We start from the raw sequence: 17,193 nt of genomic DNA on the forward strand, positions 1-17,193 counted from the left end.
ACCCCTTCCGCCCATTATTTACGCATTTTCGGGTCGAGCGCATCGCGCAGCCCGTCAGCGACGAGGTTAAAGCTCAAAATCAGCAAGCTGATGACAATCGACGGGATAATAATTAAATGCGGATACGTTTGAATGGACTTATACCCTTCGTTGACAAGCGAACCGAGCGATGCTTCCGGCGGGCGGATGCCGAGACCGATAAAGCTCAAAAACGCCTCCGTAAAAATAGCCGCTGGGATCGTGAACATCGTCGTAATAATAATCGGACCCATAACGTTCGGAATCAAATGTTTAAAAATGAGCCGTGAGTTAGATGCTCCCAGTGTCCGTGCAGCGAGCACATATTCCATGTTTTTCAGCTTCAAAATTTGCCCGCGCACAATGCGCGCCATCGTCGTCCAACCGGTGATGACCATCGCCAGTGTAATCGAAATAATCCCCGGCTCAAAAATCAGGATAAATAAGATAACGACGATCAAATACGGAATGCCGTTTAAAATTTCAATGATCCGCTGCATCACGTTATCTACGCGGCCGCCGTAATAGCCGGAAATGCCGCCGTAGGCAATGCCGATAAACAAATCAATCACAGCGGCCAATAGCCCGATGTAAAGCGAAATACGAGTGCCATACCACGTTCTCACCCATAAGTCGCGGCCTAAATCATCGGTACCAAACCAATAGTACTCTTTGATGCCGCGCTCTTTGTATACATCGACGCCATTGGGGTCTTTTCCATCTAAATTGAGCCAGCTAATATGCTCCAAAACAGGGACTTTCGGCGGCAGTTTCGCATGGCTTAAGTTTTGCTCTTTATACGAACGTTCGCTTGCCATCGGCGCAAAAATCGCCAGCAAAGCCAAAATGACAATCATAATCATCCCGACGATCGCCGCTTTGTTTTCGTGCAGGCGGAGCCAAGCGTCATGCCAAAACGTCAAACTTGGGCGATTGATTTTTTCCTGCTCGCCGACATTCGGCGGGGCGGGCTGAAACCATTCCGGTGAAAGCTGGTCGTATTGTTGTTTCGCCATTATTTCTTCCCTCCCGCTAACCGGATGCGTGGGTCAACAATTCCATAGAGAATGTCCACGATAAAAATGACAAAAATTAATAATGCCGAGTAAAACAACGTCGTTCCCATAATGACCGGATAGTCGTTCAACTCGATGGAACGAACAAACTGCTCGCCAAGTCCTGGAACCGCAAAAATTTTCTCGATAACGAGCGTTCCTGTCATCAAGTTCACAGCCATCGGGCCGAGAATCGTGATGACCGGAATAAGCGAGTTGCGGATGGCATGTTTGACTACGACTCCGGCATTGCTGATCCCTTTCGCCCGAGCGGTTAAAATATAATCGGAGCTTAACACTTCAAGCATTTCCGTCCGCATAAAACGGGCGATGTTGGCAATCACGCCGACAGACAGCGCCAACGTCGGCATAATCGTATATTTAAACCCTTCCCAAAAGGCCACCGGCAGCCACTGCAGCTTCACGCCGATAAAATATTGCAAAAATCCAGCCAACACGAACGACGGAACGGAAATTCCGATCACCGCAATGACTGTGGCTGCATAGTCTCCCCAACTGTTATGGCGAATGGCCGCAAAAATGCCGAGCATTAATCCGATGAACGTGCCAAACACGATTGCCTGAAACCCAAGCTGGGCCGACGGGCCGATCCGATCACCGATCAATTCTGTCACCGGACGGTTGTCATACTGGAACGAAACCCCTAAATCCCCTTGCAACAAGTTGCCTAAATATTGCATGTACTGCACAGGCACCGGCTTATCCAACCCATATTCTTTTAAAATGAGCGCCTTCTGCTCCGGCGTCAACTTTTCCTGGTTTTGTAACGGCGAACCGGGCAACAGCTTCATTAAAAAGAACGTTACGGTGGCAATAATGAACAACGTAATCACCATATACATAAACCGCTGAATCGTATACCGCGCCATGGCCGCACCCCCCTATTCACTTCCTAAATTTAACACCAACAACATTTCAATCTTCGGTTTTTTTCGACATTTTTCGCCTTGGCAGGCAAAAGGAGAGTATATGCCCTCGCATATACTCTCCTCGGCATGTTTTAAGAAAATGAATTACTCGATATACGCCCATTTGTAGCTGTAGTCGCCGCCAAACGGATGGGAAACGATATCTTTGACATACTCGCGTTGCAAGTAGGCGACACCGCGCTGATAGAGCGGAGCAATCGGCATTTCTTCAAAGACGATCTTTTCTGCTTGCAGCATCGCATCCCAACGGGCTTGCAAATCGCCAAGCAACGTTGTTTTTGCGTCTTTAATCAACTTGTCGTATTCAGCGTTCGACCAACCCGTTTGGTTGTGCGGGTTATTTGTCGTCCATAAGTCAAGGAACGTCATCGGGTCTTGATAGTCCGGACCCCAGCCGGAGAACGACAGGTCATATTGCATTTTGCTTTCAAGTTCGAGCTTTTGCGCGAACGGTTGCTGTTTAATGTTGATTGTCAAGCCCGGCAAGTTTTTCTCCAACTGTTCTTTTACATACTCGCCGATTTTCTTCGCGCTGTCGCTGTCGTAGTTTAACAGCTCAATCGTAAATTGGTCTTTGCCAAGCTCTTTTTTCGCTTGCTCCCAAAGTTTTTTCGCTTCATCCACATTGTACGACACTAAGTCGCCGTTTGCGTCACGGAAGTCTTTGCCATCCGGACCTGCGACAAAATCTTTCGGAACGGTAAAGTTCGCGACAATCGAACCGTTGTTCAGCAACGTATCCACCATCGCTTGGCGGTCGATGGCCATCGCGATCGCTTTGCGCGCATTGACATTGCTTAACAGCTCGTTTTTCGTGTTCATGCGCAGCCAGAAGAGGGCTGGATCCAGTTCCGTTTTGAAGTTTTTATCATTTTTATACTTATCAACAAATTCAGCCGTCAAACCGACGCGGTCAACTTGTTTCGTTTCATACAAGTTGACAGCGGTTGCTGTGTCTTTTACGACTTTGACGTTGATTTTTTCGAGCTTAACTGTATCTTTGTCCCAGTAATTCGGGTTTTTCTCATATGTCCAGCCTTGTTCATGCTTCCATTCGCTTAAGACGAACGGGCCGTTGTAGAGCGTCGTATTCGCCTCTAAGCCGTATTTGTCGCCTTGGGCTTTCACGAATTTTTCGTTTTGCGGCATGAACGTGCCGAATACCGTCAAGCTGATGAAATACGGAATCGGGTTTTTCAGTTCGACTTGAAGCGTGTAATCGTCGAGCGCTTTGACGCCGAGCTGGTCAACTGGCAGTTTACCGGTGTTGACTTCTTCCGCGTTTTTAATGTCATACATAATGTACGCATACTCCGCTTTCGTTTTCGGGTCAAGCACCCGTTTCCAAGCGAACACGAAGTCGTGCGCCGTCACCGGATCGCCGTTCGACCATTTGGCGTCTTTGCGGAGCTTGAACGTATACGTTTTGCCGTCTTCGCTCACCTCATAGCTTTCCGCCACCCCAGGCACCGGCTTGTTGTCTTTCCCTAAACGATACAGGCCTTCCATGACGTTGTTCAACACGATAAACGATACTTGGTCGGTAGCGAGCGCCGAATCAAGCGACGGAATTTCTGAGGAGTCAAGCAAGTTCAGCACTTGTTCCTTCTTCTCCGCCGGCTTTTCGCCGCCTTCACCGCCTTGGGCATTGTCGTCCCCGCCTCCACCGCACGCTGCTAAGAACGTGGACAGCGCGAGAAGCAGGACGAGGAATAAAGAAAATCGCTTCTTCACTAAAAACCCCCCTTAAGGTTTATGTAGTGTATTACAAATCTTCTGAACTATTAGGTTTCAGAAGATTGTACTTACAAGGTTATTATACCGATTATTAATATATTTGAAAAGAATTTTTTTATTTTCTTAAACAAAAAATTTTCTAATTACTTACAGAATAGTATGAATATCGGCTTGTATTTACAATTGCATTGTACAGACTTTTGTCGTCCTTGTAAATAAAAAATTTCTGTAAACACACTAGAAAACGCTTACAATATAGTTTTTTTTCCTTATTTATCAGCGCTAAAGCAAATTATTCCTTCGTTTCCAAAACAGAGGTATATTTTTCGATATAACTTTGTTAATAATTTTAACGTAATTTCTGAAAGAAGTCTCCCGCTTCAAGGAACGGGAAGGACCCAGCCCCATGAGTATGCGGGAGATGAACGTCGGTTGGCAATCGCCGACGAATATGATAGTCTATGGTTAGAACGAACCCCTTCGGAACGAAGGGAAGCGGAAAGGGTTCTTGTATGGCTTGCCGTTCGGCGAACATGTACAAATCGCCTGAAGCCCCCACCTCTAAGCGAAGCGGAAGTGGTGGGGCTTCAAAGCGGCGATTGGAAAGGCGGGAGAAACGGCGTGAAACAGATCGCTGTTCGAACCGGATGGTTCATTGCCGCGATGTTGGGGGCGAGCGCGCTGATCGTTTCTTGGCAAGGGACGTGGACGGCGGTTGCCTTCATTAACGCTGCATTCTTGATCTCTCTTGTTCCGCTGTCGGTCGGCGGGCTTTTATTCGTCTGCGAGCGCGGTTTTTTCAGCGGCTTTGCTTACGGATTTCGCCGATGGCGCAAAAGCGGCACGAAAGCGAAGCAATATCTTGAGGAAGCGGCCGAGGAAAACGAAACGGACGAACCGCCCGGCTCACCGCGGTTCACGATGACGTACCCGCTCCTTTTTTCCGGCCTGCTTCTCTTTCTCGCAATGATCGTTGCCGGGTATGCGGTGCAATGAAGTTGCAAAGGCAGGCCGTTTCCCCTATAATAAAGGGCAAATATGGATCAAAAACGGGCGATGAGAAAGAAGAGTACATATGGCGAGGCCTTCAGAGAGCTTGTGGGCGGTGCGAACAAGCGGCTAGCCATATGGAATGGACTTTCGAGCTTCCTGCCGAACCGGCAACGCAGTAGGTGGGGACGTTTCCCCGCGTTATTGGGGCGCCATGCACGTTGCATGGGTTGAGCGATTGCGTCTTTGGCGCAATAAGTAGGGTGGCACCGCGGTCCTACCGTCCCTATCGAAGGGATGGCAGGGCTTTTTTATTTCACTTTTCTTGAAGGAGTGAAGATCGATGAAAACGATTTTTTCCGGCATCCAGCCAAGCGGCGTCATTACCCTTGGCAACTACATTGGGGCGATGCGGCAGTTTGTCGAACTGCAACATGAGTACAACTGCTATTTTTGCATTGTCGACCAACATGCCATTACCGTTCCGCAAGACCCGAACGAACTGCAACAAAACATCCGCCGTCTCGCCGCCTTGTACTTAGCGGTCGGCATCGATCCGACGCAGGCGACGCTGTTCATTCAATCGGAGGTGCCAGCGCACGCCCAAGCGGCTTGGATGTTGCAGTGCATCGTCTATATCGGCGAACTGGAGCGGATGACACAGTTTAAAGACAAATCAGCCGGCAAAGAAGCAGTCAGCGCCGGGCTGCTTACGTATCCGCCGCTCATGGCCGCTGACATTTTGCTTTATAACACCGACATCGTCCCCGTCGGCGAAGATCAAAAGCAGCATATCGAGCTGACACGCGATTTAGCGGAGCGCTTCAACAAGCGGTATGGCGAGCTGTTCACCATTCCCGAGGCGCGCATTCCGAAAGTCGGCGCCCGCATTATGTCGCTTGTCGAACCGACGAAAAAAATGAGCAAGTCCGATCCAAACCCGAAAGCGTTTATTACACTTCTTGATGACGCCAAAACGATCGAAAAGAAAATTAAAAGCGCTGTTACCGATTCCGAAGGGACGATCCGCTACGACAAGGAAGCGAAGCCGGGCATTTCCAACCTGCTCAACATTTATTCGATTTTATCCGGGCAACCGATTGATGAGCTCGAGCGGCAGTACGAAGGAAAAGGGTACGGGGTCTTTAAAGCCGATTTAGCCGAGGTGGTCATCGGAGCGCTCCGACCGATTCAAGAGCGTTATGAGCATTGGCTCGAAAGTGAAGAGCTTGACCGCGTCTTAGACGAAGGGGCGGAAAAGGCGAACCGCGTCGCCTCGAAAATGGTGCGCAAAATGGAGCAAGCGATGGGGCTTGGGCGGCGGCGGTAAACAATAAACTTGCTGCCGCCATACACCAACGGGCAGGCGTTCTCGCGCCTGCCCGTTGGTTAATTCACTTTCGGTTCCTGCTCCGTTTCCCACAACTTTTCAAAAAACGGCTGTCCCTTCACCAAGTTTTCACACAGTTGCTCGTGACGTTTTGACCAGCCGTGTTTCGTTTCCTCATACAGTCGTTCCCATGCTTCCTCAAACGACATTTTTTGAATATCCGCATACTTTTCCGGCGCCCACTCCGTATACCAATAGCGCACTTCCGCACCGTTTTTCGTCGCATACAGCTGATCGAGCGCCATAAACAGCAATTGCTTCAACTGCCGCTCCTTCCGCGTTAGCCCGCACATCAGTTCCGGCGCCGGTGATAAAATATGGTATTCTTTTTCGTACTTTGGCAACGGATATTCTTGTTCGTCTGCCTCGGCCGCCATTTCATAAACGAGCTGCTCTTGCCGCGGAATGAGGCGGCTTTTTCGGATCGGAATGTGGTAACCGATCGTATCGACGGCTAAAATACCGGCCCCATCGGTCACGATGAAACAATAGTCAAGCTGGATGCGTTCATGATTTTTACGAACATACGCTTTTTGATAAACGTCGTCTAAAAGCGGCTTAGGAAGGTCAGATAAACTATTTTCAATATAATGGAACAAGGCCGGGGACACTTTTAAAAGCGGCACCTGGTCAAGCAGCTCGATTTGATCGTCTTTGCGCCATTCATGGAAATGGCAGACGTTGTATCCGTTCTCTTCGCCTTCAAACCAGTTCACCCAAATGTCATGCAAGTAAAGCATGTGATACCCCTCACTTCCAGACGTGTTTGTCCATCAGTATAGGCAGAGGGGCAGAATTTTATTCCATTTCGCCCTCTTTTCCCCACTATGAGCCGCGGCTTGGAAACGACAAACTTCCCCACATGAAAAGCAGGCCAAGCGGCAATAAATAACATTCTGCCCTCGTCGCGATATAAGCCATATATTCACTGAAGCCTCGCTCCGGGGTGATAATGTTTAAATAGGCGATGATCACCATGCCGCCAACGACCGAAAAACCGAAGCCGACCAAATAAAAAAACAGGCGGACCATCAGGCTTCCCTTCCTTCTTGTCCACTTCCTTGTTTTACATATATGTCGGCTTTGTGGACAACATGACTGTTCGTTTGCCGCTCCGATGGACAACCTGCTTATTCAGCATCGGCAAAGCCAGCTAAGGCAACAATCTGCTTCGCTTCTGTCCCCATTAGTTCCGTCAACGAATGCCCCCCCTCAAGGCAGCGGCGAACGATGGCGTGTCCCACCGCATAGCCGCCCATTTTCGGATACCAGCCCAGCCCGTACAAAAGCCGGGCGCTAAGCGGATGCGAGACGGAAACGTCCTGGTTTGGGGCGATGTAGCGGCGCCAAAACCGCTCCAGCTCCCGATCGGTATAGTACGTCGTCCAACTTGCGCACTGCCCGGCGCCGACCGTCTCAGCAACCGCGTGTTCCGCTAGCCCTTCCATAATCACCGCATCCAACAGCGTCGCCTCTTTGCCGCCATTCGGCAGCTTTTGGAGGCGGTAGACGTGATTGTATTCGTGCGCTACAAGTGCGGCGATCTCGTCATCGCCGTGGTCGGGCAACAAAAAGAAAAACAGCTTATCGGCAAATGCTACGCCGCCTTTTCCATGAAATTCACGCGTTAGTTTCTCATTTCCGTCATCCGCCGGCAGCAAAAACACCGGAACGTCCGGCCCCCTCCATGCCGCCCGCTGCCGATCATAGTGACGGCCGACCCGCTCCCAAAGACGCTGCGCCTTCATGTCCGGCAAAAGCCGGACGGCCTGCCGTGCACTCCGGTACATGCCATACAGGCGCAAGTATTGATGAATGTCGCGTGCTGACGCATCGCTAAACAACGGGACAAACCGCGCGCATAGCCGAAGCGGATCGCCCCGGTCTTGCTCAAGCCACCGGTCGGTTGGGAATAATCCCATCGCCTCTCCTCCTCTCTTCTTACATTATGCCGGGGAAGAAGAGGCGGTGAGCAAAGGCGGAAACAAAGCGGGATGCGCCAATCAAAAGAGAGCCTCGTTTGGAACGAACTGCAGACCGTTAGTTATCTAACGGTTTCCGTTTCGTTCAACGAAGGCTCTCTCGCCCGTTACATATATTTTTTGAAAATCAATGTCGCGTTATGGCCGCCAAAACCGAACGAATTGCTCAACACCGCACGCACATCTTGCTTGCGCGCTTCATTCGGCACATAGTCGAGATCGCATTCCGGATCCGGCGTTTCATAGTTGATCGTCGGGGGAATGATGCCGTCGCGAATCGTCAGTACTGAGAAAATCGCTTCCACCGCACCGGTCGCGCCCAGCAGGTGGCCGATCATCGACTTCGTTGAGCTGACGGCGAGCTGATACGCATGATCACCGAACACTTCTTTAATGGCAAGCGTCTCATACTTATCGTTGTACTCCGTGCTCGTACCGTGGGCGTTAATATAGTCGATCTCCTCCGGCTGCAGGCCGGCGTCACGAAGCGCTTGGCGCATCGCCCGCACGCCTCCTTCTCCGCCTGGCGCTGGCGCTGTAATATGGTAGGCGTCAGCGGTCGCGCCGTAACCGACAATCTCGGCATAAATCGTCGCCCCGCGGCACAACGCGTGCTCCAGCTCTTCAAGAACGACGATGCCTGCCCCTTCGCCCATAACAAACCCGTCGCGGTTTTTGTCAAACGGACGGCTCGCCGTTTTCGGGTCTGGATTTGTCGACAGCGCTGTGTTGGCACAAAAGCCGGCAAACGACATTTTCGTAATCGGCGCTTCAGCCCCGCCAGTGATCATGACATCGGCATCGCCGCGCTGAATGACCTTAAACGCGTCGCCGATCGAATTGGCTCCGGTCGCGCAAGCGGTGACCGTACATGAGTTGATTCCTTTCGCTCCGAGGATGATCGACACTTGACCGGCCGCCATATCCGGAATCATCATTGGCACGAAAAACGGGCTCACCCGACGGTAGCCGCGCTGCTGGAAAATTTCAAACTGCTGTTCAAATGTCTCCATTCCGCCGATGCCTGAGCCGATCCAGACGCCGACTCGCTCAGCATTTTGTTCGTTGATCTCGAGTTTAGCATCTTTCACCGCCATGAGCGCTGCGGCCACGGCGTATTGTGTAAAACGATCCATCTTTCGCGCTTCGCGGCGATCCATAAACGACGCCGGATCGAAATCTTTCACTTCCGCCGCCACTTTCGCCGGAAAATCATCCGGGTTGACGCGAGTAACAATATCGATGCCGGACTGGCCGGCAATGATGTTTTTCCACGTTGTTTCGACGTCATTGCCGAGCGGGGTGACAGCCCCCATCCCGGTCACGACAACTCGTCTTCTTTCCATCGCTTCCGTCTCTCCTTTAACCGATAATGTACAAGCCGTTAGCGGCCCCAGCGCAAAGCGATCGCGCCCCATGTCAGCCCGCCGCCGAATCCGACCATGATGATGACGTCATCGTCTTTAATTTTGCCCGCTTCGATTTCCTCAGCGAGTGAAACTGGAATGGACGCTGCTGACGTATTGCCGTATCGGCGAATCGTTGTTGACATTTTCTCTTCCGGCAGCTCGAGCCGCTGTCTGGCCGCCTCCATAATGCGGATGTTCGCTTGGTGGGGAATGAGAAAGTCGACATCATTTTTCGATAAACCGGCTTTTTCAAGCACGCGCAAGCTTGATTCCCCCATTTGCCGGACAGCGAACTTAAACACTTCCCGACCGTTCATGATGATATATTCGTCTTGATATAAATGTTTTCCTCCTGTTCCGTCAGCGCCTAATTCAAACGATAAAATTCCGCGCCCCGGCGACACCGGTCCCATGACGACCGCCCCGGCGCCATCGCCAAACAGCACCGCCGTATTCCGGTCGGTCCAGTCAATAATTTTTGATAGTTTTTCCGCGCCTACTACTAATATATACTTGTATGCGCCGTTGTCAATGAACTGGCTCGCCGTCACAACCCCATACATAAACCCAGCGCAGGCAGCGCTAATATCCAACGCTGCAGCGTTGACGGCGCCAAGCCGCTCTTGCAGCATGCAGGCGACCGATGGGAACGGACGGTCCGGAGTAACGGTAGCCACCAAAATCAAATCAATATCCTTCGCGGAAATGCCAGCATCAGCGAGCGCCTTCTCGGCAGCAAAATACGCCATGTCAGATGTGTCGATGCCATCGGGAGCGATGCGCCGCTCCTCGATCCCGGTGCGCGTCCGAATCCATTCGTCTGATGTGTCCATCATTTTTTCCAAGTCAGCGTTTGTCAACACGTTTTCCGGCGCATAGTAACCGACGCCGATAATTCCTGCTCCCATACTATTCATCTCCTTTTTCCATCCAAAATAACCAAAGAGCCTTTTGAAGACAGCGCGATTCTCAATGTACAATCAGACCACATAACCAATTATTATTACTTGGTACTAATTTTAGCGGAAAGAATGGATGTGCGCAATAGAAAAGGAAGACCTCCGTGAAGGAAAACCGAAATGAGGAGAATAAGATTCCTTTTTTGCACGCAAAGGCATTTGTCCAAACCGTTTCCCCTTTCCGCTCATACAATACAACAAGTAAAGATCATATGAAAGGGAGGACACAGCATGGCAGACAGCCAAACACCAAAACAGCCCCGTGAGCAGCGTGACCGCTTCTCCCGCCTCATGTTCGGCCCCTTCCCCCCAAGCCAAACCGACCGGCGGGAAGAACAGGAGGAAACAGAACCGCTCCCGCTGCCAACCATTGATTTTATGAAGCTGTTTGAAAATGTGAGCGTGCTAACAGATTCGTTGCAACAGTTAAAACCGCTTGTCAAAAAAATCTCTTCACTCGTCGATTTCATGAAAAAATAGCAGACGCAGCAAAACGGTGCGTCTGCCTTCGTTGTTTACGGGAGCTCATTGTACTGCCGAAAAAACTGTCCGATTTGCGCTGCCAGCTGGCGCCGCCTTTCCGGCAGATGGTAGACGACGCGCACGCGGTCATTCATTGTTTTCATCCATTGTTCGTATTTGCGGCTGTGCAGCGCCGACGGATATTCGCTCACGCCAGCGAGTTGCCAAATCGTCACCGGAACGTCATGCGGGCTGAGAAAAAGGGACGGAACGGCCTCCGGCACCTCTTCTTCCTTCATGCCATAAGCAAGCGCAACTTCTTTCACCATCCGCCGATACGTCAACGGATGTTCCCGCTCATAGTTAAGCTGAGCACGTACATCAAGGCAAGGGTTGAGCATGGCGACGGCGCGGATTTGCCCCGGCATGGCGCCAAGCAGCTGCAAGGCGACGAGTGCGCCCATTCCTTCAGCAACGATATAAATGCGCTGGTTGACAATTTCGCTTTTCAATACCGAGTAGATCAGCTGGCGCGCCAGCCGGACTGCCTTTGGGCTTCCCCAATGCCGGCCGTACAAATGGGACGAAAACACCGTATACCCGCGTTCAAGCCACTCCTCCAGCCACTGGCGCCGCCCCGGATGCTCGAGCCAAAAACTCGTCTGTTCGTTCACGAAATGATCACTGTCACCCATTAAAAAAAGGGCAAACCCGTTCGGGCGCTCCGGCACGTGAACGATGCACCATTGCCCATCAAGTTGGAAAAACCGTCGTTGTCCTGCCATCGTTTCCATTCACCCTTGTTTGGCGATACATAATTGTACAGTATACGATATGCCGGGCAGAAAAAAACGTCCGGGTATATGCCTAAATGAACAAATTGTGATAAGATAAGAAAAGAAATGATGCGAAGATAGGGGGAAACAAGATGCGCTTGTTTTGGACGTTTTTCTGGACATTTTTGCTTGTGCAAATGGCGGCCTATGTCATCGGCTCGATGCAAGGGATCGGCTACGATTTCGCGACCGGCGCAATCGTCAGTGTCGTCGTCACAGTTTTGATCGTTTTGGTAGCAGCCTTGATTCCGGATGAGCCAGCCGGGCATCACCATCATTAATCCTGAAAGCCTTTTGAGAACGACAACGCCTTGGAGCTGTCAAACTCCAAGGCGTTGTTTTTGTGTCTGTCCCTTGTGTGTTTATGCATTGTCTGTTTGGACGTTGTGCTTCCGCTCGTTCTCCAGCCAGACAATCAGCCCCGGCAGCAACATCCTGCGAATAAGAAACGTATCAAGCAAAATGCCGATGGCGACGAGAAACCCAAACACAAACAACAGTTGCACGGGCTGGGTCATCAACACGGCAAACGTCGCCGCCAAAATGAGACCGGCCGAAGAAATGACGCCGCCGGTATGGGCGACCGCCCGCTCGACCGCCTCGTTGACGGAATGAGTTCTCCACTCTTCTTGGAAGCGCGACACGAGTATAATATTGTAGTCAATGCCAAGCGCCACTAAAAACACAAGCGCATAAATCGGCACGCGGTCGCTGACAGCTTCGATATCAAACAACAAATCCGCCAGCCAAATGCCAAGCCCAAGCGCTGCCGCGAACGACAAACTGGCCGACTTTTTCCCAAAATGTTCGTCCCCGTTTCTCTTTGACATCACCGACGCGCGGGATGTTCGGCCAAAACGCTTGGCGCCCAAACAACGTGAACAAAGCCGGGATCAGTGTGACCGAAGCAATCATGATGATGGCCATCGCGAGGGCAAACGTCGGGGCAAAATTTCGGTAATCCCCCAGCCTAGCGAAAAACAACACGAGCATCGCCGCCAATACGGTGCCGCCTGAAAACAGGACAGGCAGCCCGGTCTCGCGCATCGCCTGCTTCATCGCTTCCCACTTGTTCTCGTACCGTTTCAGCTCCTCTCGGTAGCGGGAAAAGATAAACAACGAGTAATCCGTAATTGCCGCGAACAACAAAATGGACATAATCGACACCGTTTGTTTGGAAATGACAAGTCCTCCTCGTCCTAACAGCCCAAGCAGCTGCACGACTAATTCATACACAAACGCAGCGACAACGAGCGGAATGAGGGCCAATAATGGTGATCGGTAAATGATGATCAGCAGCACTAAAATCAGCCCAACCGTTGAAAGCATGAGCACAACATCAGCGCGCGAAAACAATTCCAGTGTATCCGCCGCGATGCCGGCCGGCCCGGTAATATGGAGCTTCACATCGCTTCCGCTATGAACGAGTTTCCGAATATCGTCATTGATCGTTTGAATCTCTTTCGATTCCAATGAAGACTGATAAATCGCTGGAACAACCGCGATTTTCCCGTCTTCCGCAAAAAAGCGTGCTGCGGCTTGTGGCGGAAGGGAAGCAATCGGAACAAGCTGTTCGAGCGCTTCTTGGTGTTTTTTCTCAATATCAGCCAACAAGCGCTGCAATTCTTCTGTTGAAATCGGCTCGTCATCGGAATGGAAAACAAAAATCGCAGGGATGCCGTCGCTGTCGGCAAAATATTGACCGATTTTCTTTTGCGCTACCATCGATTGTACATCGCTTGGCAGCGACTCAATGCTCGATACTTCATACACTTTTACGTTTGGCGCCGCAAGAGCCAACACAACGGTGGCAACCAACCATACGGCTAATGTCCACTACATCCCTTTTTTTGTCGTTACCCGGTCCGTCACGGTCTGCAACCACCCATCCATCGCCAATCCCCATTTTCATTTGATCGCCGAAAGTGACAAACATGTCACTTTTGACACACTTTTATCATAAGGGGAAAGTGACAAAAATGTCAATTTCGATTCATGACTCCATACATGATGATCTCTCGAATGCTTTCTGCCCATTCAGCAAGAGAGATGCCCGGAAAATGGGGAACTACGACCGACTGGAAAATGTAACCGAGAATGACCTGATCCGGAAGATGGCGTTTCATTTTCCCTTCCTGCTTTCCCCGCTGGATCAAAGACTGCAGCTCTTCATACATCCGCTCGTGAAATTGCTCGAGACGCCGTTTATTTTCCTGTACTTTTGGATGGGTTTCCGGAATTCGCTTTCCGATCGAAATCATTTTATGAAGATCGTTATGGTACAAAATGAAATCAAGCAAAAAACGAAATTGTTCGTCAAATGTAGGATACGAATGAATGTGTTTTAATTTGGCGAATACGTGCTCCATTTCATTGACCATATAAGCAGTGATCAATTCCTCTTTATTCTCAAAATATTTATAAATCGCGCTTCTTGCCACCCCGAGCCGTTCCGCCAACAACCCAAACGTGAATCCTTCGTATCCGTGTTCAAGAAGAAGTTGTTTCGTTTGTCCAAACAGCTCGTCCAATGAAAATTTCCGTTCCCGCGCCAACCGAGGGGCCTCCTTTCTTTTTTCTTTTCATTATACGCCTGCCTATGAAGGAAAGAAAGGTGCCCCGGATTTGGAACACCTTTTGGACCACTGCGCTATTTTTCGTTGCCGGCAACGAAAGATGCTGCCCTTTCGTCAAGCGATATGGCTCCTTCGCCTAAAAGCGCTTTTACACCGACGGACGAATGACAAGCCGGCCGTTTTCGACATCGACTGTGACAGTGTTGCAATCGTTCACCCGCCCGGCGATCAACTCTTTGGCAAGCGGTGTTTCGATCTGCTTTTGCATAAACCGCTTCAAAGGACGAGCGCCGTATACCGGATCAAAGCCAGCTTCGGCGATATGTTGTTTCGCCTCTTCTGTCAGCACAAGCTCAATATGCCGGTCGGCCAAACGGCGTGACAGCTCGCGGGCGAACTTTTCGACGATGCCTTTCACCTCATTGGTTGACAGCGGCTTAAACAAGACGACATCATCGATCCGGTTTAAAAACTCAGGGCGGAAATGAACGCGCAATTGGTCGAGCACCTGTTTGCGCGTCTCTTCTTCAATTTCGCCGTTTCGGCTTTCCAATAAGAGCGGTGAGCCGATGTTGGACGTCATAATGACAACCGTATTTTTAAAATCGACCGTCCGTCCTTGCGAGTCTGTGAGCCGTCCGTCATCAAGCAACTGTAAAAGCACGTTGAACACGTCCGGATGCGCCTTTTCAATTTCATCAAGCAAAATGACCGCATATGGCTTGCGCCGCACCGCTTCGGTCAGCTGGCCTCCTTCCTCATAGCCGACATAGCCAGGCGGCGCTCCAATCAAGCGGGAAACAGCATGTTTTTCCATATACTCGGACATGTCAAGACGGATCAGCTGCTCCTCGCTGTCAAACAGCGCTTCGGCGAGTGCCTTGGCGAGCTCGGTTTTGCCGACGCCGGTCGGTCCGAGAAAGAGAAACGACCCGATCGGGCGGTTCGGGTCTTTCATGCCAGCCCGCGCCCGCAAGACGGCATCGGCGACAAGTTCGACCGCCTCATCTTGGCCAATGACCCGTTCGTGCAGCAACTCATGAAGGCGAAGCAGCTTTTCCCGCTCTCCTTCAACAAGGCGGGTGAGCGGAATGCCGGTCCAGCGCGAAACAATTTCGGCGATTTCTTCCTCGGTCACTTCCTCGCGCAGCAGCTTTCCTTCTCTTTTCCCGCTTGCTTCCTGTTCGAGCTGCTTCAGTTGCTTCTCAAGCTGTGGGATGCGTCCATGACGCAGCTCGGCCGCTTTGTTTAAATCGTAGTCATTTTCCGCGTCTTCAAGCTCGCGCTTGGCCCGCTCAAGCGCCTCGCGCAGGCGGTGGACGCGGTCGAGCGCCTCTTTTTCCCGCTGCCATTTCGCTTTCATGGCGTTCGCCCTCTCGCGCAAGTCAGAAAGTTCTTTTTGCAGTGCCTCAAGCCGCGCGCGGCTCGCCTCGTCCGTTTCTTTGCTTAAGGCTGCCTCTTCGATTTCGAGCTGCATGACGCGACGCATCACCTCATCGAGTTCGGACGGCATCGATTCCATTTCTGTGCGGATCGTCGCGCACGCTTCATCAACCAAATCGATCGCTTTATCGGGCAAAAAGCGATCGGAAATGTAACGATCCGACAGCACCGCGGCCGCGACGAGCGCGCGGTCATGAATTTTCACGCCATGGTGCACTTCGTACCGTTCTTTCAACCCGCGCAAAATCGAGATCGTGTCCTCGACACTCGGCTCTTGGACCAATACTTGTTGAAAGCGGCGTTCAAGCGCCGGGTCTTTTTCGATATATTGGCGATATTCATCGAGCGTCGTCGCCCCAATGCAGCGCAGTTCGCCGCGGGCGAGCATCGGCTTCAACATATTGCCGGCGTCCATCGCTCCTTCCGCCCGGCCGGCGCCGACGATTGTATGCAGCTCGTCAATAAATAAAATGATGCGGCCATCGCTTTTTTTAATTTCGTTCAGCACGGCCTTCAGCCGCTCCTCAAATTCGCCGCGAAACTTCGCTCCGGCAACAAGCGCACTCATATCGAGCGCAAAAATCGTTTTATCTTTCAGCCCTTCCGGGACGTCTTTGCGAACGATGCGCTGGGCGAGCCCTTCGACAATCGCCGTTTTTCCGACGCCCGGTTCACCGATCAGCACCGGATTGTTTTTCGTTTTGCGCGACAAAATGCGGATGACGCGGCGAATTTCACTGTCGCGGCCGATGACCGGATCGATTTTCCCCGCTTTCGCCTCGGCGACAAGGTCGCGCCCGTATTTTGCCAGCGCTTCATAGGTTGCTTCCGGATGTGGACTCGTCACGCGTTGATTCCCCCTTACGTTTCTCACTGCCGCTACTAGTGCTTCTTTCGTCAGCCCAAACGACGCCAGCTGCCGGGCGACCGGCTCAGCGCCGCGAGGCAACGCGAGCAGCACATGTTCGACCGATATGTACTCATCTTGCATTCGTTTTGCTTCCGCTTCAGCTTCCTCAAGCAGCCGCGCCAAGGCGGGCGCAGCATACAACTGCCCATCCGCCCCATGCACTTGAGGCTTTTGACGAAGCTGGTTGCGAAGCCAATCAGCGGCCTTTTCCTTGTCAGCGCCGGAAAGCTCCAACAACCGCGGCGCCAGGCCGCCTTCTTGTTCAAAGAGCGCCAACAGCAGATGCTCGACATCGAGCTGTTGATGATGTCGTTCTTTGGCGAGCGACTGCGCCGCCATGAGCGCTTCTTGCAATTTTTCTGTTAAACGGCTTGCATCCATGCCGTCCCCTCCATTTGACCTTCTTTGACCATAAATATTATAGCGAATGATAAAGAGCCCGGCAAACGAAAAGCCACTCCAAAACGGAATGGCTT

17 protein-coding genes and 1 other annotated feature are annotated in these 17,193 nt (G+C 51.4%); of the genes, 4 read left to right on the forward strand and 13 right to left on the reverse strand.

The features are described 5' to 3' along the window. Positions 1 to 14 precede the first annotated feature (14 nt). The 3 genes from opp3C to IC803_RS13020 form a co-directional block, all read right to left on the reverse strand. Positions 15 to 1,034: an oligopeptide ABC transporter permease gene (gene opp3C / locus IC803_RS13010; RefSeq protein ID WP_081210001.1), complete on the reverse strand. Its 1,020-nt coding sequence runs from the start codon at positions 1,032 to 1,034 to the stop codon at positions 15 to 17. Then, positions 1,034 to 1,963: an oligopeptide ABC transporter permease gene (opp3b, locus tag IC803_RS13015; protein ID WP_081210003.1), complete on the reverse strand. Its 930-nt coding sequence runs from the start codon at positions 1,961 to 1,963 to the stop codon at positions 1,034 to 1,036. The genes opp3C and opp3b overlap by 1 nt, the downstream gene beginning before the upstream one ends. 144 nt (positions 1,964 to 2,107) lie before the next feature. Next, the gene (locus IC803_RS13020) at positions 2,108 to 3,757 is read right to left on the reverse strand and encodes a peptide ABC transporter substrate-binding protein (RefSeq protein ID WP_081210005.1); all 1,650 of its coding nucleotides are present in this window, start codon (positions 3,755 to 3,757) and stop codon (positions 2,108 to 2,110) included. Between the two features lie 624 nt (positions 3,758 to 4,381). On the opposite strand from IC803_RS13020, the gene IC803_RS13025 reads away from it, so the two are divergent. Together IC803_RS13025 and trpS are read left to right on the forward strand one after the other, a co-directional pair. After that, entirely contained in the window at positions 4,382 to 4,756 is a 375-nt protein-coding gene (locus tag IC803_RS13025; protein ID WP_081210049.1) for a DUF3899 domain-containing protein, read from the forward strand. A 51-nt stretch (positions 4,757 to 4,807) separates the two neighbouring features. Continuing rightward, positions 4,808 to 5,041: a binding site (T-box leader), on the forward strand. Between the two features lie 52 nt (positions 5,042 to 5,093). Further along, a complete protein-coding gene (trpS, locus tag IC803_RS13030; RefSeq protein WP_081210007.1) occupies positions 5,094 to 6,080 on the forward strand; it encodes a tryptophan--tRNA ligase in 987 nt (328 codons plus the stop codon). A 59-nt stretch (positions 6,081 to 6,139) separates the two neighbouring features. On the opposite strand, the gene IC803_RS13035 is transcribed toward trpS, so the two are convergent. From IC803_RS13035 to IC803_RS13055, 5 genes are all read right to left on the reverse strand, one after another. Next, complete coding sequence (locus tag IC803_RS13035; protein ID WP_081210009.1) at positions 6,140 to 6,880, reverse strand: YjbA family protein; 741 nt, start codon at positions 6,878 to 6,880, stop codon at positions 6,140 to 6,142. Positions 6,881 to 6,965: 85 nt separating this feature from the next. Beyond that, entirely contained in the window at positions 6,966 to 7,172 is a 207-nt protein-coding gene (locus tag IC803_RS13040; RefSeq protein ID WP_081210011.1) for a YuzI family membrane protein, read from the reverse strand. Between the two features lie 98 nt (positions 7,173 to 7,270). Then, positions 7,271 to 8,062, reverse strand: a complete 792-nt coding sequence (locus IC803_RS13045; protein WP_081210013.1) for a DUF2268 domain-containing putative Zn-dependent protease — start codon at positions 8,060 to 8,062, stop codon at positions 7,271 to 7,273. Between the two features lie 167 nt (positions 8,063 to 8,229). Further along, the gene (gene fabF, locus IC803_RS13050; protein ID WP_081210015.1) at positions 8,230 to 9,468 is read right to left on the reverse strand and encodes a beta-ketoacyl-ACP synthase II; all 1,239 of its coding nucleotides are present in this window, start codon (positions 9,466 to 9,468) and stop codon (positions 8,230 to 8,232) included. Between the two features lie 38 nt (positions 9,469 to 9,506). Next, entirely contained in the window at positions 9,507 to 10,439 is a 933-nt protein-coding gene (locus IC803_RS13055; RefSeq protein WP_081210017.1) for a beta-ketoacyl-ACP synthase III, read from the reverse strand. A gap of 282 nt (positions 10,440 to 10,721) precedes the next feature. On the opposite strand from IC803_RS13055, the gene IC803_RS13060 reads away from it, so the two are divergent. Continuing rightward, positions 10,722 to 10,970, forward strand: coding sequence for a hypothetical protein (locus tag IC803_RS13060; RefSeq protein WP_081210019.1), 249 nt, complete (start codon positions 10,722 to 10,724; stop codon positions 10,968 to 10,970). Between the two features lie 35 nt (positions 10,971 to 11,005). On the opposite strand, the gene IC803_RS13065 is transcribed toward IC803_RS13060, so the two are convergent. Next, positions 11,006 to 11,746: an alpha/beta hydrolase gene (locus tag IC803_RS13065; RefSeq protein WP_081210021.1), complete on the reverse strand. Its 741-nt coding sequence runs from the start codon at positions 11,744 to 11,746 to the stop codon at positions 11,006 to 11,008. Positions 11,747 to 11,880: 134 nt separating this feature from the next. On the opposite strand from IC803_RS13065, the gene IC803_RS13070 reads away from it, so the two are divergent. Then, the gene (locus tag IC803_RS13070; protein ID WP_081210023.1) at positions 11,881 to 12,069 is read left to right on the forward strand and encodes a YjzD family protein; all 189 of its coding nucleotides are present in this window, start codon (positions 11,881 to 11,883) and stop codon (positions 12,067 to 12,069) included. A gap of 81 nt (positions 12,070 to 12,150) precedes the next feature. Here the strand turns inward: IC803_RS13070 and IC803_RS18520 are convergent, their stop codons facing one another. The 4 genes from IC803_RS18520 to clpB all read right to left on the reverse strand — a co-directional run bounded on the left by IC803_RS18520 (position 12,151) and on the right by clpB (position 17,098). Then, positions 12,151 to 12,570 (reverse strand): MMPL family transporter, encoded by a 420-nt coding sequence (locus IC803_RS18520; protein ID WP_369826978.1) that lies wholly within the window; start codon positions 12,568 to 12,570, stop codon positions 12,151 to 12,153. Further along, on the reverse strand, positions 12,515 to 13,591 hold the full coding sequence (locus IC803_RS13075) for an MMPL family transporter (protein ID WP_369826980.1): 1,077 nt from the start codon (positions 13,589 to 13,591) through the stop codon (positions 12,515 to 12,517). Before IC803_RS13075 ends, IC803_RS18520 begins: the two co-directional genes overlap by 56 nt. 179 nt (positions 13,592 to 13,770) lie before the next feature. Further along, a complete protein-coding gene (locus IC803_RS13080; protein ID WP_081210025.1) occupies positions 13,771 to 14,343 on the reverse strand; it encodes a TetR/AcrR family transcriptional regulator in 573 nt (190 codons plus the stop codon). A gap of 169 nt (positions 14,344 to 14,512) precedes the next feature. Beyond that, the gene (clpB, locus tag IC803_RS13085) at positions 14,513 to 17,098 is read right to left on the reverse strand and encodes an ATP-dependent chaperone ClpB (protein WP_081210027.1); all 2,586 of its coding nucleotides are present in this window, start codon (positions 17,096 to 17,098) and stop codon (positions 14,513 to 14,515) included. Positions 17,099 to 17,193: the final 95 nt, after the last annotated feature.

Source organism: Geobacillus sp. 46C-IIa (assembly GCF_014679505.1).
GTDB lineage: Bacteria > Bacillota > Bacilli > Bacillales > Anoxybacillaceae > Geobacillus.

What these genes read in the sequence shown, in the direction of transcription:
- opp3C (WP_081210001.1), bottom strand. Translation starts at nt 1,034, where the DNA reads ATGGCGAAACAACAATACGACCAGCTTTCACCGGAATGGTTTCAGCCC.
- opp3b (WP_081210003.1), bottom strand. Translation starts at nt 1,963, where the DNA reads ATGGCGCGGTATACGATTCAGCGGTTTATGTATATGGTGATTACGTTG.
- trpS (WP_081210007.1), top strand. Translation starts at nt 5,094, where the DNA reads ATGAAAACGATTTTTTCCGGCATCCAGCCAAGCGGCGTCATTACCCTT.
- IC803_RS13035 (WP_081210009.1), bottom strand. Translation starts at nt 6,880, where the DNA reads ATGCTTTACTTGCATGACATTTGGGTGAACTGGTTTGAAGGCGAAGAG.
- IC803_RS13040 (WP_081210011.1), bottom strand. Translation starts at nt 7,172, where the DNA reads ATGGTCCGCCTGTTTTTTTATTTGGTCGGCTTCGGTTTTTCGGTCGTT.
- IC803_RS13045 (WP_081210013.1), bottom strand. Translation starts at nt 8,062, where the DNA reads ATGGGATTATTCCCAACCGACCGGTGGCTTGAGCAAGACCGGGGCGAT.
- fabF (WP_081210015.1), bottom strand. Translation starts at nt 9,468, where the DNA reads ATGGAAAGAAGACGAGTTGTCGTGACCGGGATGGGGGCTGTCACCCCG.
- IC803_RS13055 (WP_081210017.1), bottom strand. Translation starts at nt 10,439, where the DNA reads ATGGGAGCAGGAATTATCGGCGTCGGTTACTATGCGCCGGAAAACGTG.
- IC803_RS13060 (WP_081210019.1), top strand. Translation starts at nt 10,722, where the DNA reads ATGGCAGACAGCCAAACACCAAAACAGCCCCGTGAGCAGCGTGACCGC.
- IC803_RS13065 (WP_081210021.1), bottom strand. Translation starts at nt 11,746, where the DNA reads ATGGAAACGATGGCAGGACAACGACGGTTTTTCCAACTTGATGGGCAA.
- IC803_RS13070 (WP_081210023.1), top strand. Translation starts at nt 11,881, where the DNA reads ATGCGCTTGTTTTGGACGTTTTTCTGGACATTTTTGCTTGTGCAAATG.
- clpB (WP_081210027.1), bottom strand. Translation starts at nt 17,098, where the DNA reads ATGGATGCAAGCCGTTTAACAGAAAAATTGCAAGAAGCGCTCATGGCG.